The 17,296-nt window shown below is 62.6% G+C and carries 25 protein-coding genes; 14 read left to right on the forward strand and 11 right to left on the reverse strand.

The window, feature by feature from the left end:
• The first annotated feature begins 82 nt into the window (after positions 1 to 82).
• On the forward strand, positions 83 to 724 hold the full coding sequence (locus ACQ86E_RS29455; RefSeq protein ID WP_431202960.1) for an FMN-binding negative transcriptional regulator: 642 nt from the start codon (positions 83 to 85) through the stop codon (positions 722 to 724).
• Between the two features lie 48 nt (positions 725 to 772).
• The gene (gene pdxY / locus ACQ86E_RS29460; protein ID WP_431202961.1) at positions 773 to 1,591 is read left to right on the forward strand and encodes a pyridoxal kinase; all 819 of its coding nucleotides are present in this window, start codon (positions 773 to 775) and stop codon (positions 1,589 to 1,591) included.
• 4 nt (positions 1,592 to 1,595) lie between these two features.
• On the opposite strand, the gene ACQ86E_RS29465 is transcribed toward pdxY, so the two are convergent.
• Positions 1,596 to 2,909, reverse strand: a complete 1,314-nt coding sequence (locus ACQ86E_RS29465) for a hypothetical protein (protein ID WP_431202962.1) — start codon at positions 2,907 to 2,909, stop codon at positions 1,596 to 1,598.
• Between the two features lie 328 nt (positions 2,910 to 3,237).
• Here ACQ86E_RS29465 and ACQ86E_RS29470 point away from each other — a divergent pair, with 328 nt between their 5' ends.
• The 5 genes from ACQ86E_RS29470 (at position 3,238) to ACQ86E_RS29490 (ending at position 5,738) form a co-directional block, all read left to right on the forward strand.
• Positions 3,238 to 3,402 carry a Flp family type IVb pilin gene (locus tag ACQ86E_RS29470; protein ID WP_431206592.1) on the forward strand — a complete coding sequence of 55 codons (165 nt, stop codon included), beginning with the start codon at positions 3,238 to 3,240 and terminating at the stop codon, positions 3,400 to 3,402.
• Between the two features lie 177 nt (positions 3,403 to 3,579).
• Positions 3,580 to 3,834: a hypothetical protein gene (locus ACQ86E_RS29475; protein WP_431202963.1), complete on the forward strand. Its 255-nt coding sequence runs from the start codon at positions 3,580 to 3,582 to the stop codon at positions 3,832 to 3,834.
• Positions 3,835 to 4,127: 293 nt separating this feature from the next.
• On the forward strand, positions 4,128 to 4,274 hold the full coding sequence (locus ACQ86E_RS29480; RefSeq protein ID WP_167527453.1) for a hypothetical protein: 147 nt from the start codon (positions 4,128 to 4,130) through the stop codon (positions 4,272 to 4,274).
• Positions 4,275 to 4,421: 147 nt separating this feature from the next.
• Positions 4,422 to 5,342 (forward strand): DMT family transporter, encoded by a 921-nt coding sequence (locus tag ACQ86E_RS29485; RefSeq protein WP_431202964.1) that lies wholly within the window; start codon positions 4,422 to 4,424, stop codon positions 5,340 to 5,342.
• 69 nt (positions 5,343 to 5,411) lie between these two features.
• Positions 5,412 to 5,738, forward strand: coding sequence for a hypothetical protein (locus ACQ86E_RS29490; protein ID WP_431202965.1), 327 nt, complete (start codon positions 5,412 to 5,414; stop codon positions 5,736 to 5,738).
• A 21-nt stretch (positions 5,739 to 5,759) separates the two neighbouring features.
• Here the strand turns inward: ACQ86E_RS29490 and ACQ86E_RS29495 are convergent, their stop codons facing one another.
• From ACQ86E_RS29495 to ACQ86E_RS29505, 3 genes are all read right to left on the reverse strand, one after another.
• Positions 5,760 to 5,966 carry a hypothetical protein gene (locus ACQ86E_RS29495; RefSeq protein WP_431202966.1) on the reverse strand — a complete coding sequence of 69 codons (207 nt, stop codon included), beginning with the start codon at positions 5,964 to 5,966 and terminating at the stop codon, positions 5,760 to 5,762.
• A 78-nt stretch (positions 5,967 to 6,044) separates the two neighbouring features.
• Entirely contained in the window at positions 6,045 to 6,395 is a 351-nt protein-coding gene (locus ACQ86E_RS29500) for a zinc ribbon domain-containing protein YjdM (protein WP_015686505.1), read from the reverse strand.
• A gap of 70 nt (positions 6,396 to 6,465) precedes the next feature.
• Positions 6,466 to 6,639 (reverse strand): hypothetical protein, encoded by a 174-nt coding sequence (locus tag ACQ86E_RS29505; protein WP_431202967.1) that lies wholly within the window; start codon positions 6,637 to 6,639, stop codon positions 6,466 to 6,468.
• A gap of 148 nt (positions 6,640 to 6,787) precedes the next feature.
• Here ACQ86E_RS29505 and ACQ86E_RS29510 point away from each other — a divergent pair, with 148 nt between their 5' ends.
• Positions 6,788 to 7,135 carry a c-type cytochrome gene (locus tag ACQ86E_RS29510; protein WP_431202968.1) on the forward strand — a complete coding sequence of 116 codons (348 nt, stop codon included), beginning with the start codon at positions 6,788 to 6,790 and terminating at the stop codon, positions 7,133 to 7,135.
• A 359-nt stretch (positions 7,136 to 7,494) separates the two neighbouring features.
• Positions 7,495 to 8,619 carry a magnesium and cobalt transport protein CorA gene (locus tag ACQ86E_RS29515; protein ID WP_431202969.1) on the forward strand — a complete coding sequence of 375 codons (1,125 nt, stop codon included), beginning with the start codon at positions 7,495 to 7,497 and terminating at the stop codon, positions 8,617 to 8,619.
• A gap of 29 nt (positions 8,620 to 8,648) precedes the next feature.
• On the opposite strand, the gene ACQ86E_RS29520 is transcribed toward ACQ86E_RS29515, so the two are convergent.
• Positions 8,649 to 9,137, reverse strand: coding sequence for a nucleoside deaminase (locus ACQ86E_RS29520; protein WP_431202970.1), 489 nt, complete (start codon positions 9,135 to 9,137; stop codon positions 8,649 to 8,651).
• 5 nt (positions 9,138 to 9,142) lie between these two features.
• Entirely contained in the window at positions 9,143 to 9,316 is a 174-nt protein-coding gene (locus ACQ86E_RS29525) for a hypothetical protein (RefSeq protein WP_431202971.1), read from the reverse strand.
• Between the two features lie 132 nt (positions 9,317 to 9,448).
• Between ACQ86E_RS29525 and ACQ86E_RS29530 the strand changes: the two genes are divergently transcribed.
• Complete coding sequence (locus ACQ86E_RS29530; RefSeq protein WP_431202972.1) at positions 9,449 to 9,736, forward strand: hypothetical protein; 288 nt, start codon at positions 9,449 to 9,451, stop codon at positions 9,734 to 9,736.
• A 145-nt stretch (positions 9,737 to 9,881) separates the two neighbouring features.
• Here ACQ86E_RS29530 and ACQ86E_RS29535 read toward each other — a convergent pair whose 3' ends face one another.
• Positions 9,882 to 10,280 (reverse strand): VOC family protein, encoded by a 399-nt coding sequence (locus ACQ86E_RS29535; protein WP_431202973.1) that lies wholly within the window; start codon positions 10,278 to 10,280, stop codon positions 9,882 to 9,884.
• A 276-nt stretch (positions 10,281 to 10,556) separates the two neighbouring features.
• Between ACQ86E_RS29535 and ACQ86E_RS29540 the strand changes: the two genes are divergently transcribed.
• From ACQ86E_RS29540 to ACQ86E_RS29550, 3 genes are all read left to right on the forward strand, one after another.
• On the forward strand, positions 10,557 to 10,823 hold the full coding sequence (locus ACQ86E_RS29540; RefSeq protein ID WP_431202974.1) for a DUF2312 domain-containing protein: 267 nt from the start codon (positions 10,557 to 10,559) through the stop codon (positions 10,821 to 10,823).
• Between the two features lie 146 nt (positions 10,824 to 10,969).
• Positions 10,970 to 11,356, forward strand: a complete 387-nt coding sequence (locus ACQ86E_RS29545) for a hypothetical protein (RefSeq protein WP_431202975.1) — start codon at positions 10,970 to 10,972, stop codon at positions 11,354 to 11,356.
• Between the two features lie 21 nt (positions 11,357 to 11,377).
• Positions 11,378 to 11,980 (forward strand): hypothetical protein, encoded by a 603-nt coding sequence (locus tag ACQ86E_RS29550; RefSeq protein WP_431202976.1) that lies wholly within the window; start codon positions 11,378 to 11,380, stop codon positions 11,978 to 11,980.
• Between the two features lie 183 nt (positions 11,981 to 12,163).
• Here the strand turns inward: ACQ86E_RS29550 and ACQ86E_RS29555 are convergent, their stop codons facing one another.
• Entirely contained in the window at positions 12,164 to 13,027 is an 864-nt protein-coding gene (locus ACQ86E_RS29555) for a nitroreductase family protein (RefSeq protein WP_431202977.1), read from the reverse strand.
• A gap of 138 nt (positions 13,028 to 13,165) precedes the next feature.
• Between ACQ86E_RS29555 and ACQ86E_RS29560 the strand changes: the two genes are divergently transcribed.
• The gene (locus ACQ86E_RS29560) at positions 13,166 to 13,729 is read left to right on the forward strand and encodes a type 1 glutamine amidotransferase domain-containing protein (protein WP_431202978.1); all 564 of its coding nucleotides are present in this window, start codon (positions 13,166 to 13,168) and stop codon (positions 13,727 to 13,729) included.
• 122 nt (positions 13,730 to 13,851) lie between these two features.
• On the opposite strand, the gene ACQ86E_RS29565 is transcribed toward ACQ86E_RS29560, so the two are convergent.
• The 3 genes from ACQ86E_RS29565 to ACQ86E_RS29575 form a co-directional block, all read right to left on the reverse strand.
• The gene (locus ACQ86E_RS29565; protein ID WP_431202979.1) at positions 13,852 to 14,367 is read right to left on the reverse strand and encodes a ParB N-terminal domain-containing protein; all 516 of its coding nucleotides are present in this window, start codon (positions 14,365 to 14,367) and stop codon (positions 13,852 to 13,854) included.
• 163 nt (positions 14,368 to 14,530) lie between these two features.
• Positions 14,531 to 15,493 carry a reverse transcriptase domain-containing protein gene (locus ACQ86E_RS29570; protein WP_431202980.1) on the reverse strand — a complete coding sequence of 321 codons (963 nt, stop codon included), beginning with the start codon at positions 15,491 to 15,493 and terminating at the stop codon, positions 14,531 to 14,533.
• A 1,019-nt stretch (positions 15,494 to 16,512) separates the two neighbouring features.
• Complete coding sequence (locus ACQ86E_RS29575; RefSeq protein WP_431202981.1) at positions 16,513 to 17,292, reverse strand: ImmA/IrrE family metallo-endopeptidase; 780 nt, start codon at positions 17,290 to 17,292, stop codon at positions 16,513 to 16,515.
• Between the last annotated feature and the right edge of the window lie 4 nt (positions 17,293 to 17,296).

Raw genomic sequence — 17,296 nt, forward strand, 5'->3', positions numbered from 1 at the left:
TTTGCGGCCCAATATCGTTTCGGATTTTGCCCGATGATGGGGTAGCTTGGAATCGTCCTTTATCCAGCTCGAGTGCCGCGCCATGCATGTCCTTCGCCCGCAGTTTCGCATCGAGGAGCGGCATGCGCTGGAGTTTGCCAGGCAATGCGGCTTCGGCATGATCGTGGCGGCCGACGAGCGCGGGCCGCGCGCCTCGCATGTGCCGTTCGTGCTGGATCAACGCGACGGGCGGACAATCGTCCAGATCCACTTCACGGCGAAGAATCCGCTCGTTCCGCTCGCGGACGGCACGCGGCGCTTCCTGCTGATCGTTGCCGGGGACGATGCCTATATTTCCAATGACTGGTATTCGTCGAGGGACAACGTCTCGACCTGGCTGTATGAGGCCGTGCACCTGTCCGGGGTGGCGCATTTACGTGAGCTCGACGAGAACCGCGGCCATGGCGATGCCCTGCTCGCGGTGTCCGAGGGGCGGCTGGCGAAACAGCCCTGGGATCTCGCACAGATGGAGCCGGGCAAACGCGAGAGCATGCTGGCTGCGATCCGCGTCGTCGATCTCGTGGTGGATCAAGTCGAGGGGCAGGCCAAGCTCAATCAGCACAAGAGCGATGCGGACCATATCGCGGTAGCGGGCCGTCTGGCGCAGTCGGAGGAGAGCGGGCACCGGCGGCTGGCGCGGAAGATGCAGGCGCTACGGCCGGAGCTTGGATACGATTTTTCGTGATCCGGGCGACGCTTGCCTCGCATCGTGATTGATCCTACGGACCTCTGCATGCTCGTCATCTCCATTCAAAGCCAGGTCGTTCACGGCCATGTCGGCAACAGCGCCGCCGCCTATGCGATGCAGGCGGAAGGCGTGAACGTCGCGGCGGTGCCGACGACGCTGCTGTCGAACCATCCGCGCTATCCGACCTTGCGTGGACGTGTGCTGGAGACCGAGCTCGTCGCCGATCTCTTGAGAGGCGTGGAGGAGCGCGAGCTCGTCGACGAGGCCGCGGTGCTCGTCACCGGCTATCTCGGTTCGCCCGGCAACGCCGCGGCGATCGCCGATTTCGCCGAGCGGGCGCTGACGCGCAATTCGAAGCTGGTCTATGTCTGCGACCCCGTGATCGGCGACGACGGCCGCGTCTATGTTGCCGACGGCATTCTGGACGTGCTCCGCCATCGGCTGCTGCCGGCAGCAAATCTGATCACACCGAACCAGTTCGAGCTCGAGCTGCTCTCGGGCACCACCATCTCGGACGCGCAAGGCTTGCGCGCGGCGTGCGCGGCGCTTGGGGGCCAGCGCCGCATCGACGTCGTCGCCACCGGCTGCACGCTTGCGGACACACCAGCCGGACAGGTGGAGACGATCCTGTGCGCGGACGGGCAATTGTCGCGCTTTGCGACGCCGCGCCTGCCGATCCGTCCCTCAGGCACCGGCGACCTGCTGACCGGCCTGATCGCGGCGCACCTGGCCAAGGGCAGGGCGATGGAGGCGGCAGTGCGGCTTGCGGTCGAGACCGTCTTTGCGGTGCTGGTGCGCACGCAGGAAGCCGGCACCGCCGAGATGCGCCTGGTGCCGCTGCCGACGCCGGGGCGGCAGCCGTAACCGCTCAGGTCGCGCGCTTGGCGGCCGATTGCGCCGACTTTTGCGGCTTGGCCAAAACCTTCTGCTCGCGGGCGGCTTGCGCCTTCGGTGCTCTGGCGCTGGCCACCGCCCGCACCTTCTTCGGCTTGCTGTTGGCGGCTTCCTTGCGATCCGCGGAGCCACGCTTGGAGATGTATTCCAGACCGTCGACGGGGCCGACATGCGGCGGATCGCGGCCGAGATAGGGCCGGCCGATGCCGAGCGCCTTGCCGTTGGCGTCGACCCACTTCCACAGGATTTCGGTCGAAACCCAGCGTTGGGCGCGGTTGCTGCCCTGGGTGCTGACGATGTCGGCCGCCATGCCGTGGCCGTAGCCGCCGCGCGTGCTGCCGCCGTGATAGGAACGGTCCGAGGCCGCCTTCAGGCCGCTCGCGATCGACTGACGATAGTCGTCGCGGAACGCGCTGGTGATGCCCGGCGAGAGGCCGGCGGCCTCAGCCGCGAGCAGCGTGCGGAACAGCTTGCGCTTGAAGCTCTTGTCCATGCCGCCGATCACGTAATCCATCATCGACATGCCGGCGTGCTCGGCCGCCTTCGGATCCTTCCAGCCGAAATCCTCGTCGACGAGTTTGGTGAAGCTGCGCATCACCGTGACCATCTTGCCCTTGCGCTTGACGGTGACGGCGCGGCGCTCCTCGACCTTGACCGAGTCTTCCTTGGGGGTGCGCTGATAGAGCGCCCAGAGATAGCGGTCGATGCAGGCGTCCATGACGAAGCATTCGTCGAGCACGGCGACGGTGTCGGCGGGCGGCGATGCCTTGCTCGCGGCGGGCGCAGGACTCGTCGCGATCGCTGCCGCCGACAGCGCGTCGGTCGTCACGATCTCGGTGGGATCGGCGGATGCGAGCTTGATCGCGGGCTCCTGCGCCGGCGCCGTTTCGGCGACGACGGGGGCAAGGTCCGGCAAAATCTGCGGTGCGGGCGGTGCTTCCATCGGCAGGACCAATGCCGGATCGGCCGAGGCGAGCTTGATTGCGGGAGCGGGCGCGTCGAGCGGTGCGGCCTCGGTGATCGCCAAGACAGGCGTAGCTACGGGCGTCGCTGCGACAGCGGCCGCGATGTCGGCGGTCAACGCGACGCCATCCTCGATCGTCGCAGCGCGAGGGACGTCGGCGAGATCGAGCCGGCTGACGTCTTTCGCGCGGGAGACAGCCGCCGCATTGGCGCCGCTGTTCTCGATGAGGGCGGGTGCGTAGGCAGACAGAGAGAGAGCCAGCCAGCCGGCCATGACGGCCGAAGGGCACGAGACTGCCACCAGAAGAGACCGCCGATCGTTCATGATCCCTGCCTCCAGAAGGTTCTGTCGAACCTTCGTTGTCGGAACAGATTTGCACAGCCAGGCACGCGGTACGTCAATTGTTCGGAGGATGGTGTGGCGGCGCAATGGCGCAATTCGCCGAGACCGGGCTTTTCGCCTAGGTGTTGCGCATCTGCAACGTGAGTTCCAAGCGGTTCCGTGGCGCTCCAGGGGCCCGGAAGACCTGCAGAAACGGTGCTGATTGTCGTCAAATTGAGCGATCCGAATTGACTCAATCTTGGATTGTGACGTGGCATTTCTCGTGCGCCGGCAACGTCCGGTTGCGTTGGGAAGGACACGGATTGTGAAATTGAAATGCCTGTTGGCCGAATTTGCCGCCGATGAATCCGGCGCCACCGCGATCGAATACGGCTTGATCGCAGCGGCGATCGCGCTTGCGATCATCGAAGTGATCTATGCGCTTGGCACAGGTCTCGTCGCCAAGCTGCAAGCGCTGGCGACAGCGCTGAAGTAGGGCGGCTCGGCTCGCCCGCTTGGGGCGCGACTGGCCGGACACGCTCCCGCGCAACTCGTTGTGAAAGTTAACGATTACCCCATGCGCGGGACGCGTTGTTGCGATGCAGCAATGCATGTCGCAATGCAGCAAATCAGGATTACATTTGCTCCGAGCTATTCCTTTGGAGCATCACCAATGAACAAGAAGATCCTTTCGATTGCAGCCGCCGCGGTGGTCATCGCGGGCACGACTGCCACCTTCGCCGCCGAGCTGCCGGCCTATGAGGCCAACGGCATCACAGCTTCGCCCCTGCAGGTCCGCGTGCTCGGTGCCAACGGTGTCGATCAGCAGGTGACGGCGCCCGCCGCCAGTGTCACGGCGCTGCAGGCCAGCGTTCTTGCGCCGCGCAAGCTGAAGACCGCGACGGTCACCACGGGCTCCGCCCGCTAAACCCAAGCGTCCGGCGGCAGGCACGATGCAAGCTTATCGTGCCTACCTCAGGATTCGGGTTTTTAGAAGGCGCCGTTTCCATATCAGGCCGCGTTCCCTTCGGGGAGCGCGGTTTTTTGTTGCCGGTGCGCGCATCGATAAGCCGGTGCTGAAAAAGATCAGCCTGGAGTCGCCATTGTGTACGGCGGTTCAAGACCAGTGTGATCTCTTTAATAGTTGCTTTGCAGATCGCGGCGCCTGATGCGGGCGCCGCTGATTGGCGGCCAAGAATCGTTTTCACAATGGAGGCCGTCATGCCTGTTGCGCAAAAAGTCGTTGTTGCAACCACCTCGCTCCGTGAAGTCATCGTCAGGCACCTGGCGCTGTTCGCCGGCGCCGCGCTGTTCGTGTTCGTGCTGAGCCTGACCTATGGGCTCGATCTCAGCCCCGGATTCTTCTGAGCGTTTGCTCGCTTCCTCCGTGCACACCTTCAACACGACCGCCGCGTGCAGGCCTTCGCGTGGCTGCCTTCGCGTGCCAGCCTTTGCGTGCCAGCCTTGCAGGCGCGTGGGTTGAGCCGGAAGCCTTGCTGCCGTAACGCTTGATCCATGGATCAGCGGACGAGCGGCGCTGACGCTCTCACGGAGAACAACGAGACGGCACCGGCGCTGCTTGGCGTCGTGTGCGGGCTGTCGGCTGCATTGTTCTGGGCACTGGGCTTTGCCGGCACCCGGCATGGCCTCAAGGTTGGCTTCACGCCGACCGATCTGCTGATGCACCGCTTTGTCTGGTCAGGCATCGTGTTCCTACCGCTGGTGCTGCGCGCCGAAATCTCAGATCTCTGCGGCATCGGCTGGGGCAGAGGCCTCCTGCTGATGGTGCTCGGCGGCCCCGTGATGTCGCTGATCTCCTATACCGGCTTCCTGTTCGTGCCGCTCGGTCATGGCAGCGTGATCCAGCCGTCGTCCGCGACGCTCGGCGGATTGTTCCTTGCCGCGATGTTCCTGAAGGAGAGGATCTCGCCCTCGCGCCTTGCCGGCGCCATCGTCATCGTCGGCGGCCTCGGGGTGATCGGCGCCGAGTCCATCGGCCATATCGGCGCCGACGGCGTGCTGGGCGATCTGATCTTCGTGATCACCGGATTCATGTTCGCCGGCTTCGGCACGCTGCTGCGGCACTGGCGTGTCTCCGCGGTATCGGCCGCGCTGGTCATCAACGTGCTGTCGCTTCTGTTGCTGCCGATCTACCTGCTCACGGGCGGACCCGCCCGCATCGCCGCGATCGGCCTCAGTGAGAACGCCGTCCAGGCGCTGGCGCAGGGCGTGCTCGCAGGTCCCGCCGCGCTCTATCTGTTCGTGGTCTCGGTCCAGCGCCTCGGCGTCGCCCGCGCGGCGGTGTTCCCGGCCTGCGTGCCGGCGCTGACGCTGCTCACCGGCTGGCTGCTGCTCGGCGAGCCGCCGACGGCGTTGCAGGCGGCGGGCCTGGTGACGGTGCTGTGCGGGTTTTATCTGGCGCAACGGCAACGCTGATGGCCACCCGCGTGCAGCGAAAGCGATGTTGCATCCCTATATGACCTGCAGTCCTCCACAAGGTCTGCCATGTCCGAAAAGCCCTGCACATCCCCTTCGCCGATGGTCGTGCGCCCGCGCCGCGCGGCGCCCGTCCTCGTCTGCCGCAAATGCCTCAAGCGCAGCGACGAGGGGCGCGATGTCAGGCGGGCGCTGAAGTCGGAGTTGAAGGCGGCACGGCGCGACGGAACAAAGCCGGCCAAGCTGGTGATGACAGGCTGCTTTGGCCTGTGCCCGAAAAAAGCGGTCGTGGTCGCGAGCGGCGCCAGCCTGGCGCGGCAGGAATATGTGCTGGTGGAGGATCGCGATCAGGTGCCGCGTGCGCTTGCCTTGCTCGATGACGCCAGCGCCGGATAATGCCGTCCGTCGACTTGCCGTCTATTTGCGAAGCTCGGCCTGCGAGGTGGCCGACGGGCTGGCGGCTTGCCAGGGGGCCGGCAGAATGACCCGGATGGGGCGGGCCTGGTCGGCACTCTCCGTCCGCACAGGTTGCGCCGATTGATCCGGCGCACGTTCCGCGGCTGCGACCGCGATGGACGCCAGGATAAAACTCGCCGCGATCGCCACAATCCGCAAATCGAACATTCTCGCCATCCTCTGTTGCAGGGAGAACGGCCGAGCGTCGAAAAAGTTCAGTCGCGCAGTGGCAAGCTGCAGCGCGCCTCAGGCCTTCTTCACGAACTCCGATTTCAGGTTCATCGCGCCGATGCCGTCGATCTTGCAGGCGATGTTGTGGCCGTCGGTGGCGTCCTGGAGGCGGATGTTGCGGACCTTGGTGCCGCCCTTGACGACCGAGGAGGAGCCCTTGACCTTGAGGTCCTTCATCACGATGACGCTGTCGCCATCGGTCAGCACATTGCCATGGGCATCGCGCACGCCGGCCTCTTGCGTGGCTTCCGCCGCCGCATCGCCCGCGGCGCTCCATTCATGGGCGCATTCCGGGCAGATCCAGAGATCGCGATCCTGATAGGCATGCTCCGAATTGCATTTCGGGCACTTGGTGGCGTCGGTCATGGCAGTTCCAGTCTTTCGGAAGTCAACAAGGAAAAGAGGGGGCCGCGTCGGGCTGGACGCGGGCGAGGCGTCATCGAAACAGCGCGGCGAAGATCACGTAGAGCCAGCCCAGGATGCCGTGGATGATCGCCCACAGGATCGAATGGTTGTTGGTGTAGGAGATCGCGATGGCGAGCGCCGAGCCGAATCCGACGCCGTATTTCGCGCCCTCGACGCGGACGCCGTAATATCGATTCTCGGTCATGACGATCCTTCCGCGAGATGGCGCGCCGCTGCTGGCTGCGCGCCTTGTCCTACGCGCGTCGCGCCGGTCGCTTGATGCAGATCAATCCTGGCCGGGGTGCGCGGCCTTACGCTTATCAGGCCAGCGAAGCGAAGGCGAGGGCGGGGTGATGTCGCGCAGCGTTCGAATCTATCTCGGCCTTGCCGTCCTGATCGGATTGTCGGTGCTGTTTCTCATCAGCGTTGTTCACACCGCCGCGGGTGCCTCCAACACCGCCGCGGAGGGTCATCGCCTCGCGCAGGCCTGGTGCCAGACCTGTCACGCCGTCGAGCCTGACATGGCCGGATGGTTCGACCGCGCCCCGAGCTTCCAGGCCATCGCCGACCGCAACGGCACCACTGCGCTGTCGCTGAAAGTGTTCTGGAAGACCAGCCACCAGACCATGCCGAACCTGGTGATCTCGCCGCAGCAGGCCGATGCGCTCTCGAGCTACATCCTGAGCCTGAAGGGCGATTGAGGGCCGTCCGACAAAAAAGTGCAAAAACAACCCCATGCACAGTAGAAACCGCTAGCGATTTCAACGCTTCGGGATTACCGAATAAAAACTTGACCCGTCGGGCAAAACAGGGGCATGATGCCATGGTGGGGGCTGAGGGCTCGCAGCCCGGATGGAGCGCAGCGAAATCCGGGGCAGCGTGGCTTGGGGCAATATCCCGGATCGTGCTGCGCTCCATCCGGGCGACGCAGCCGCCCCTGGGCAGATGTTGGAATCCCATCAAAATATGCGCGCGGGGCCTCGCGGTCCTCCGATCACGTTCGGAACCGCAATCGTCGCATGGCCGTTGATCTCCGATGTCGACATCGAGGGAGGCGACGGTGGCGCGTAATCGAGCCCGTCAAAGGCACATCGAGCAAAGGCGCATCGGGACTCCGGTGCTCGTTCAGGCCCCCGCGCCGGTCCAGAGCGCGCCGCCGGCCGGCGAGGCCGGCGTCGTCGCCGCGAGCGTCTATGCCGGCGGACGCCGGATCTGCGACATCGCCATCGAGGAGGCGGGCGAATGGGCCAAAAAGCAGGGCCACGTGGTCTGGATCGGCCTGCACGAGCCCGGCCTCGAACTGCTGCAGCGCGTCGCCGCGCAGCTCGATTTGCATCCGCTCGCGATCGAGGATGCCTCGAACGCGCATCAGCAGCCCAAGGTCGAGCAATACGGCGATGCGTTGTTCGTCGTGGCCCGTACCGCGCAACTGGAGGGCGAGCCCATCGCCTCCAGCGCGAGCGGGCACATCGCCTCCGGCGAGTGCGGACATATCGCCTTCGGCGAGACGCACATCTTCGTCGGCAAGGGCTATGTGGTGACCGTGCGCCACGGCGCCTCGACCTCCTACAAGGCGGTGCGGGATCGCTGCGAATCCTGCCCGTCGGCGCTGACGCAGGGGGAAGACTACATCCTTTATGCCGTGCTCGATTTCATCGTCGACAACTACCGGCCCGTTACCGAGACCATCCAGGCCGAGGTCGAGGCGCTGGAAGAGCAGGTGCTGCACACATCGCTGCATCGGCGCGATTTCGATCGCCTGTACCGGCTGCGGCGCGACCTGTTGCGGCTGCGCCGCGCCGTCGGCCCCGTCGTCGACGTCTGCAAGCGGCTGGGCCATGCCAATCTGATCGCGATGGACGAGGAGATGAAGCCGCTGTTCCGCGACGTGCTTGATCATGCCAAGCGCGCCGAGGAGGACATCGACGCCCTGCGCGAAGTGCTGGCCTTCGTGTTCGAGGCCAACATGATGGCCGGGCAGGCGCAGCAGACCGACATCGCGCGCCAGCTCGCCGCCTGGGCCGCGATCCTCGCGGTGCCGACCGCGGTCGCCGGCATCTACGGCATGAATTTCGAGCACATGCCCGAGCTGAAATGGGAATACGGCTACTACGCAGTGCTCGCCGCGATCGCCAGCATCTGCGGCGTGCTTTATCTGCGCTTCAAGCGGAACGGATGGCTGTAGGGGCGGGCGGATGTGACGCCGTTTTGCCGTCAGATATTGCCCTGCTCGCTCTCCGGCACCTTGTCCCAGGGCCGGTAGTAGAGGCGCGCGCAGTCGTCGCGGAGGACGCTGCCTTCGATGCTGAGGTCGTCGCGGTAGGCCTTGCTGACGAAGTCGAGGGTGTCGATGTGCCGGGCTTCGAAATACATCCTGTGGACGTCGTCGCGGCCGGCGCCGTAGACGATGCGCGAAACCTTCGACCAGATCGAGGCCATCGTGCACATGCCGCAGGGCTGCAGTGTCGTGTACAGCGTGGCGCCGCGGATCTCGCCATTCTCGAACCCGGCGCCGGCGGCCCTGATCGCCTCGATTTCGGCATGGGCGACGGCATCGTGATGCTCGGCGACCTTGTTGCAGCTCGCGGCCAGCAGCCGGCCGTCGAGGACGATGACACAGCCGATCGGGCTGAGGGAGGGATCGGTGCCCTTGGCGCGCGCGACGCGCAGCGCTTCGCGCATGTAGCGCTCGTCCTCGGTCATGTCGGCTATTTCGGCTCGACGCGAAGCCTGGGATCGGTGGGCAGCACCGTCGCACCGGCGTCTGCCGCGGCCTGCTCGGTCGTCACCGTCCGCTCGGCATCGGCTTGTCGTGTCGGCACGAAGAGAAAGGCAGCCGCGCCGAGCGCGAGACTGCAGAGGATGAGGAGGATGAGGGACATGCGCATGTCCGGATAATCGGATGATCGCACGGAAGTTCCTACGGCTTGGCGTGGCGTCGGGTCTCGGCCGCGCGTGAATTTACTTGCCTTGCTTCGGGACCTTTTGCACTCTCAGGCCAAGGAGACCAACGCATGAAAATCAAGACAATCGTGGGCGCGATCGGAACGGTGCTGTTGCTGTGCAACCTCGGAACGACGGATGCCGAAGCCCGGACGCGGCGGGCGCAGGTGGTTCGTGACGTCGCTCCCGAACCCCGGCTGCGGCTGGACGTTCCGGTGCTGAGGGCGACGCCGTGGGATTACAACGTCATTCCACGCTATCGCTATCGCCCCGAAGACGACCGCGTCGATCCCTACGGCCCGCCGCTGGTGCCGTCGTATGTGCGCTATCAGGGATGGCGCTGGCCGTATTGGTGGTGACCGGGCCCATAGTCCATATCCCGGGTTCACCAGGAGGCGAGGGCGCCGGTTGAGGCTTTCTCCGAATGGCCCATAGCGCGGGGATGTCGAAAGAGGCATTCGATCGTCATGCGGGGAGCGATCCTTGGCAGGCTGCGCCGGCCCATCAACGATCACCCAGGCGTCGTCTGGCCGCCTCGGTCATTGGCGTGTAAAGGGCGACGCGGGTGCCCTCGGGGTCGGAGAACTGGACCGTGCGATTTCCCCACGGCAAGTCCTTGGGCTCATGCACCACCTCGACCTGGCCTTCGAGCCGTGCGAATTCCGCATCGACGTCTGACACCATGAACTCGAGGATGGCGGTTCTGTTGGCGCCGGGCTCCGCACTGCCCTCCTTGAAGATGGCTACCGTCTCCACGCTCCCGATTGCCAAAGTTGCGCCTGGCGTGACGATCTCGGCGAAGACGGGAGCAAGCCAATCCGCGCGGCAGCCGGTCACCAGCTCGTAGAAGGCCACCATCCTTTTGATGTCCGAGGCGACGAGACGGGTGGATGTGAATTTCACAATTTTTTCCTTCGGTCGTAGCGATCTCTCTCCCTGCTTGGTGCCCCAGTCGTGCTGACAGCGTTGTGGCAGCAGCAGCCATACGAAAAGCGGAATGGGAGGACGGCAGCGTATAATCTGGTGCACTGTCAAATCCGGGCGCGGGAGCAGGGGCGCTTCACTTCAAGTTCCAACGTCGCGCTCTTGCATGTCGGCGCGCCATGCGCATCCGCGCGGTTAATACATTGGTCATGTCTTTGCGGTCATTTTCACGACCTCAGTCAGCAAAGAGGCACCATGTCCGACATCACCATTCCCGGCGGCAAGATCCGTTCCTTCGTCGAGCGGATCGAGAACCTCGACACCGAAATGCAGGAGTTGAGCGAGCAGAAGAAGGAAGTTTTCGCGGAAGCCAAGAACGACGGCTTCGATGTGCGGATCCTCAGGGAGATCATCAAGCTGCGCAAGGAAGACAAGAACGAGCGCGACGAGCGCGAAGGCCTACTCGACCTCTACATGCGCGCGATGGAGACGGCCGCGCCGGAGCAGGCGAAGGCGGCGTGAGCAAGCGGGTCAATCCGTGAGGCAGGATGGCCGCGATCCCGGGGGTGCGGTTATCTCGCCGAAGCGCAGCGGCAAGGTGCATCGGAGACTTGCGGGGCCAAAAAGTGAATGTTTACAATATCCTATTCGCGTAAAGCCCTGTTCAAATGGAAGCGCGTGCGCCGGTTGAGGCTTTCTCCGAATGGCCTCATACTGCTCGAATGTCGAAAGATGCGTTTGAGAACCTGACGGCAGCGGTGACGACGATTAACACGCCGATGCCTGACAGCATCGACGAGGGCACTCTGCTGGCCTGCCTGAAGGGAGACATCTCCGAACAAAAATGGCGCGTGTATGTGCAAGCGTTGTTCGACGAGGTCGACGTATCCGTCATCCACAATCTCGTTGTCGATCATATCGTGACGTTCCACGAATTATCGAAGGCAATCGATGCCTGGCAGGTCACGGAGTCCGACAATGAAAGATGGGTCAGGGAGATGGCGTGCTTCGAAGTGGGAAGATCTCCTGCAGAAGGCGCTGGTCGCGCTCGATAGTCTTGAAGGGGGCGCCGGAGCATGGACGTTTGGCGGCGGCACCGCGCTGGCGCAGATCCTGAATCATCGCATCAGCTACGACGTCGATATTTTCTGGATTCGAGCACCGCCCTGAAAAACCTCGCGCCGAATATGAATCCGGTGACGAAGGCGCTTTGCGACAGCTGGCAATGGCCGGGCAAGTATCTGAAGCTCATCCTGCGCGATCTCGGTGAAATCGACTTTCTCAATGCGCCCTCGTACACCAACGATCCGACCTACGAACTGACGTTTGGCGAGCGTTCCATTGCAGCGGAGCGGTCTGCGGAAATCGCAACCAAGAAACTGGTCTATCGCGCGTCCACATACACGCCGCGCGACGCCTTCGATCTCGCCGCGATCCATCTTTACGATCGTTCTGCGCTGGGCGAAATCGCGCGTTGTCCGGCCATCACCGATCATGTCGTGTCTTCCGCGCTGAACCGATTGAATCTTGCCAAGGTCCAGTATCAGGCGGAGATGAGAAGCGTGATCAACGCGACGCCGCGAGGCGAGGAATTCATCGACAGAACTTGCGAAATCGCGCTGGAGGCCTTGGCGGATATTCGAGAACTGAGGGCCAAGGAAGAGTCTGGCCGATCGTAGTTCGTAGGACGGGGAGAGCTTAACGAAACCCATCGACAGTCGAAGCGTCAGGTTTTGCTACCCTCTACCCAACCACCAACGCGTTGCGGGTCGCGGCCGTCACCCGGCGTTGGACGACAGGGTGAGGTCGGGGACCGCGAAGGTTTTCGCTTTCGCCCGTGACATGCAGTGGGCCCAGACCCTTCAGCTTCGACGCCGCTTGGTGGCTTGGCCGATCACCCGCGGATGGGAAAAGTCGGCTTCGCTTTCGATGGGCTGCGCGGGGTTGCTGACGGGACCGGTGAAGGCGTCGGTCCATTCGCCCAGCATCTCGTCGCGGTCCGGCCAGGCGTCCATGGATTCCAGGTCGCGATACATCGCGAAGGGGCGCAGCGTGCTCTCGTAGAAATCGACCTGGGCATGCCTGCGATATTGCGGCATCTGGTAGCCGTTCCAGTGCAGGAGCTGGCCGAGCGGCCGGCGGTAGCGGCTGTCCTGGTCGACGGCGGGATAGCCGATCGGGATGGTGCCATAGGCGGTCATCCATTCGGGATAGCCCAGCAGGTCCGCGAGCTCGCGATTGGTTTCGACCTCGCCGCCGCCGGAGAGCCAGGCCGAGGTCAGCCCTTCCGCGGTGACGCCGAGCTGGATGTTCTGGATGGCCGCGCCGAGCGAGCAGTAGAAGATCGCCTCGTTGTTGACGCGATACTCGGCATCGAATTCGGGCGAGGTCGCCTGCGGAAAGCAGACCTTCCAGCGGGGATCACCGAGCACCAGGATGATCGCGACCGTGTTGGCGAGATAGGTCTTCTTCACCGCCGGAAAGCCCTTGGCGTGATCGACCAGCCGCTGCGCCTGGCGCAGGAACACTGCGAGCACTTTTTCGCGCATGGCGGGATCATCGACGACGATGACGTCCCAGCACTGGACGTTCGCCCCTGACGGCGCCCAGCGGCCGCAATCGACGATCCGCTCCAGCACATCGCGCCCGACGCTGCGGCCGGATTCGAACTTCCGCACGCTGCGGCGGCGGCGGATGATGTCGTGGAACAGCGGCCCCTCGGTCACAGGCAGTCCTCCCGATATTGTGTTTGGCGGGATTGTAGGTCGGAAGCGGCGGAGGAGAAAGCGCAGGATTGGCCGTGAGGAACCAAACGCGAAATCATTCGATTGATGGGCATCACCTCACCATCAACGGAGACACGGATGGAACTGTCCGGAAAAAAGATCGCCATTCTGGCGACCAACGGCTTCGAGCAATCGGAGCTCGAAGTGCCGCGTGATGCCCTCAAGGCTGCCGGCGCGACTGTGGAGATCATTTCGCTGCAGCCTGGCGAGATCAAGGGCTGGGACCAGAAGGACTGGGGCCGCCCCGTCAAGGTCGACAAGACGCTCGATCAGGCCGCGGCCGCCGATTATGACGCGCTGGTGTTGCCCGGCGGCCAGATCAACCCTGATCTGCTGCGCGTCGAGCCCAAGGCGCTGGCCTTCATCAAGAGCATCTTCGATGCCAAGAAGGTGGTTGCCGCGGTCTGCCATGCGCCCTGGCTGCTGGTTGAGACCGGCATCGCGAAGGGCCGCAGGATGACGTCCTACAAATCGATCAAGACCGACATCGCCAATGCCGGCGCGAAGTGGGAGGATTCCGAGGTCGTCGTCGACCAGGGCATCATCACCTCGCGCAACCCCGGCGACCTCAAGGCCTTCAGCGCCAAGATCATCGAAGAGGTCAGGGAAGGCCGCCACACCCAGCGCAGCAACGCGGCGTAGTTAGCGGTTGCGGTGGAGCGAGTAGGGTGGGTTAGCCGCAAGGCGTAACCCACCAACGTGCGTCACGGAACGAGAAGTGTGGTGGATTACGCTTCGCTAATCAACCCTACGAGCCGCCGCTATCAATAGCGGCCGCCGCTGCCCTTTTGCTGCGTGATCCAGTCCGACAATGTCCTCGGCGTCGATTTCGCAGCCCGGCCCGGTGACGCCTTCGGCTCGTCGCGGCCGCCCTTCGTCGATCGGGTGCGCGGCGCGTCCGTTGCGCGGACGCCCCTCGAGGCAGCATTCGAAGCGTCCGCGGCTTCCTTCTCCAGGCGCAACTGCTTCAATCGTGCCATCTTGACGCGCTCCGCCTCGACTTCGGGCCGTTCGGCGAGCAGCGGCTTGGGTTGCGCCAGCTCGGCCGGGACCAGGATACCGAGAATGGTCGTCTCGCCGAGTGCCTTGCAGGCCTCTAACCGATGCAGTCCCTCGACTAGAACGAGGCGGTCTCCGTCGAGCCTGATGGAAATCGGCTCCTGTTGTCCAATGTCCAGCATACTTTCCGCGATCTCCGCGACGGTCTCGGGCTTGATGGCCTTCTTCTGCTTCGTGGGAACGAATATCTTCTCGATCGGGAAGCTTTCCGGTTTGGGCATTATTTGACTCCGCTTCTACCGGGGCGGTCGGAACCCATGCCGGTGGGGTTGGGAGTTTAGGGGGAAGGGCGCAGCCGCAAAGGCATTTCGGCGGCGGGGTATTGATCGAGTAATGTGGTTAGAACGCATCAGCCCGCAAGAGCCAATGAATCGGCAACTCGCGTTATCGCAGGCGGCGAAGGGAGGGGACTGAATGGCAGTCTTGGAGGAGGTGAATGCCCGTGACACGCCGTCGAGTTAATGGCGAACCGTTGCGCGTGTACCGATGAGCCACTTGATGTAACTCAGCAATCTTTGCGTCAATTTTTTTGTCTAAGCTCTGAAGGACATGTTGTGCATTTGTGTGTTTGAAAGACTGAGACCATCCCCACGTAACTCTATTCATCATGACCATCGCCTGATGATAAAGATACGATTGAGATGAAAGTTTTCCAGCTGCAGCGGTCTGCATTGCTGCCCGCGCTTTAACTAGCACCTCATCAAGCTTTGCAAGGAGAGCGGCCTGAGCTGCATTAGATGGCTGCAGCGACCTAGCCGAAATTCGGTAGCCTAATACATCCGTGCCGTCATGAATGTTGCCTTCATCGACCTTCCCGCTTTGACGTGCCGAAGCATCCGACAAGTCGTAGCAGGTCATCCCAGATCTTCGTAGCAGCGCTTGAGCTGACCTAAATGCCTCCATCACCTTCGTGCGGTTCCGGCCTAATAGAATAAAATCATCAATGTAACGGACACAGACGATCCCTCGTCCATTCATTGTCTCATCAAATTCGCGCAAGACGATATTTCCAGCGAGCGCGGACAAAGCCGAGCCTTGAGCGACGCCAATCTCAGCCGTCGGAAACAGCGTGAAATGCCTTCGTTCCTCAAGCTCTTCTTTGTTCTTCAGGTTAGTCGCGAGAGCTTGGGCAAACAGGTCACAAAATGCTTCGTCGCTGGTTGAGCTGCGGAGAAAGTTAACGACATTAGTGACAGGAATGCGTGTGAAGAAGTCTCGAATATCGGACCGAATGAACCAATGATGTCCTCCATGGACAGCCTGGTCGATTAACGAAAGTCCCAGTGGTACGCCACGGCTGCAGAATCCCACCGACGCTGGTCGGAGTTTCCATAATGGCGCGGACATTCGCAATTCCGCCCCATCGCTTTCGCGCATTCAAATTCAGGTCGTCATCGCCCTGCATCACATCCAAAATCGCACGACGAACAATCCGGTTCTCGATCGGTGCAACAACGAGAGGTCGTCGCCCAGATTTTCCGCGCCCCTTCGGAAGTGCGACGCCGATTTCATCTTCAAACGTAAAAGTGTGAGTTCGCAAATGACGTGCGGAGTCGTTCAACATTGCTAAGCCAATTCGCGTCAAAAGCCTTCGTTTTCCGCTCGGTTTCTACGCTGAGCGACGCTAAGCCGCTGGCCCTCACGACGCTCCAAGCGCGATGAAGCACCGATCGCGAGCGAACCATTTTATATAGATCGGCGCTCATGCGAACTCGTTGGTGTGGGAGCCTATCGGTAAGCCTACTCCCGGCCGAAGGACTATCCTCGATCTCCAAGGCTCCGAAGGCGCAGCGTGCGACCTTCGGGTGCTACCTGATCCGCGGAAGCCAGAGCCTCGCGGTCCACGCCCCCAGCAATACCGACGCTCCCAAGGAGCCCAGCCGCCAGAAGCGGGAAGATCGTTGCCGCTACGAACCGCGAAACGGCGCGCCGTGCCGAACGCTTGGCACGTTTTTGCATGTCTGGGTCATCTAGTCCTCCTGGGGCGGCGAGTAGCCTTTTTGAAGCACTCGTCAAGGTTGACCAGCGGCCCTCCACGGCCAACGAGAAAGAAAAGTTGCCGACCGTCCGATAGGTCCCCGAAATGGCGAGGGCTACGGCCAGTTCTTTCTCAGCCGGGCGCGGAGTCCGATCTCCAAGGCTCCGAAGGCGCAGCGTGCGACCTTCGGGTGCTACCTGATCCGCGGAAGCCAGAGCCTCGCGGTCCACGCCCCCAGCAATACCGACGCTCCCAAGGAGCCCAGCCGCCAGAAGCGAGGCGAGATCGAACGATACAGATCGTATCAGAACAAAAGTAGAACCGCAATTAGTTGGGGCGATTTATTCACAGAAAGACAACATGTGGTGGCTGGGAACCGCCGCTTTAGTTACGCGTCGCCTTTTTCTGGATCGTCGCCGGTGTACCCACACGTGTCGCAACCGACCTTGATTCCCAGCGGGAATAACGTTGTTAGAGAGCACGCCGGACACATCGACGGAAGGTACTTTTTCTTGTTTTCCTCAGTGCCGCGCAGCTGAGCTTTGAGTTTCTCGGTTGCTTCCAGTATTCGTGCGGCAGCGGCGGCGTGCTCTTGTTTTGCTTGCAGCCTCTCAAAGCAGATCTCGGCCGCAGAGAGACTAACGAGAAATTCAGTCGCGATGTCTAAGGGGCTCTCAAGCTCCGTTGCCTGGAGGTCGTTGATCAAGAAGGCAGAGGCAAACACCTTCGCTTGATGCTCTGCCGATTCGGAAGCGTTCAGCTTTGATAGAGTGGTTGTGCCGCTTGCACCAGCAGCTCGATGATCTACGAAGCCATCGGTTGCGTGCATCACGGCGTGGCCAAGCTCATGAGCTAGAGTCATTCGCGACCGGCCGTCACCAAACGAACTCAAAACATCGACGGCTCGCTTTGTGGTGATTTTGATCGAGCCATCGATTATCTCGGTCTTGGCGTCCTTTACGCCAAGTGCGGCGTCGTCCACACACTCGTAAATGAGGGGCTTTTCGCCCCGTAGCGTGAGGACTTTTCCGGTCCGAAGAATGCGGCCGATATTCACCGGCCACACTCTTGCGATGCCGTAGTACGACTTCGTGTCGTTAGCGATACGCCGACACTCATCGTTGGAGCGACGAGCTACGCGACGATCGTCATGTTCCTCATCATCCATCTTG

This window comes from Bradyrhizobium betae (genome assembly GCF_050632175.1).
GTDB lineage: Bacteria > Pseudomonadota > Alphaproteobacteria > Rhizobiales > Xanthobacteraceae > Bradyrhizobium > Bradyrhizobium betae_B.

What these genes read in the sequence shown, in the direction of transcription:
- ACQ86E_RS29455 (WP_431202960.1), top strand. Translation starts at nt 83, where the DNA reads ATGCATGTCCTTCGCCCGCAGTTTCGCATCGAGGAGCGGCATGCGCTG.
- ACQ86E_RS29540 (WP_431202974.1), top strand. Translation starts at nt 10,557, where the DNA reads ATGTCCGACATCACCATTCCCGGCGGCAAGATCCGTTCCTTCGTCGAG.
- ACQ86E_RS29490 (WP_431202965.1), top strand. Translation starts at nt 5,412, where the DNA reads ATGTCCGAAAAGCCCTGCACATCCCCTTCGCCGATGGTCGTGCGCCCG.
- ACQ86E_RS29500 (WP_015686505.1), bottom strand. Translation starts at nt 6,395, where the DNA reads ATGACCGACGCCACCAAGTGCCCGAAATGCAATTCGGAGCATGCCTAT.
- ACQ86E_RS29550 (WP_431202976.1), top strand. Translation starts at nt 11,378, where the DNA reads ATGGACGTTTGGCGGCGGCACCGCGCTGGCGCAGATCCTGAATCATCG.
- ACQ86E_RS29525 (WP_431202971.1), bottom strand. Translation starts at nt 9,316, where the DNA reads ATGTCCCTCATCCTCCTCATCCTCTGCAGTCTCGCGCTCGGCGCGGCT.
- ACQ86E_RS29480 (WP_167527453.1), top strand. Translation starts at nt 4,128, where the DNA reads ATGCCTGTTGCGCAAAAAGTCGTTGTTGCAACCACCTCGCTCCGTGAA.
- ACQ86E_RS29495 (WP_431202966.1), bottom strand. Translation starts at nt 5,966, where the DNA reads ATGTTCGATTTGCGGATTGTGGCGATCGCGGCGAGTTTTATCCTGGCG.
- ACQ86E_RS29570 (WP_431202980.1), bottom strand. Translation starts at nt 15,493, where the DNA reads ATGTCCGCGCCATTATGGAAACTCCGACCAGCGTCGGTGGGATTCTGC.
- ACQ86E_RS29465 (WP_431202962.1), bottom strand. Translation starts at nt 2,909, where the DNA reads ATGAACGATCGGCGGTCTCTTCTGGTGGCAGTCTCGTGCCCTTCGGCC.
- ACQ86E_RS29545 (WP_431202975.1), top strand. Translation starts at nt 10,970, where the DNA reads ATGGAAGCGCGTGCGCCGGTTGAGGCTTTCTCCGAATGGCCTCATACT.
- ACQ86E_RS29510 (WP_431202968.1), top strand. Translation starts at nt 6,788, where the DNA reads ATGTCGCGCAGCGTTCGAATCTATCTCGGCCTTGCCGTCCTGATCGGA.
- ACQ86E_RS29505 (WP_431202967.1), bottom strand. Translation starts at nt 6,639, where the DNA reads ATGACCGAGAATCGATATTACGGCGTCCGCGTCGAGGGCGCGAAATAC.
- ACQ86E_RS29575 (WP_431202981.1), bottom strand. Translation starts at nt 17,292, where the DNA reads ATGGATGATGAGGAACATGACGATCGTCGCGTAGCTCGTCGCTCCAAC.
- ACQ86E_RS29485 (WP_431202964.1), top strand. Translation starts at nt 4,422, where the DNA reads ATGGATCAGCGGACGAGCGGCGCTGACGCTCTCACGGAGAACAACGAG.
- pdxY (WP_431202961.1), top strand. Translation starts at nt 773, where the DNA reads ATGCTCGTCATCTCCATTCAAAGCCAGGTCGTTCACGGCCATGTCGGC.
- ACQ86E_RS29520 (WP_431202970.1), bottom strand. Translation starts at nt 9,137, where the DNA reads ATGACCGAGGACGAGCGCTACATGCGCGAAGCGCTGCGCGTCGCGCGC.
- ACQ86E_RS29565 (WP_431202979.1), bottom strand. Translation starts at nt 14,367, where the DNA reads ATGCCCAAACCGGAAAGCTTCCCGATCGAGAAGATATTCGTTCCCACG.
- ACQ86E_RS29560 (WP_431202978.1), top strand. Translation starts at nt 13,166, where the DNA reads ATGGAACTGTCCGGAAAAAAGATCGCCATTCTGGCGACCAACGGCTTC.
- ACQ86E_RS29530 (WP_431202972.1), top strand. Translation starts at nt 9,449, where the DNA reads ATGAAAATCAAGACAATCGTGGGCGCGATCGGAACGGTGCTGTTGCTG.
- ACQ86E_RS29475 (WP_431202963.1), top strand. Translation starts at nt 3,580, where the DNA reads ATGAACAAGAAGATCCTTTCGATTGCAGCCGCCGCGGTGGTCATCGCG.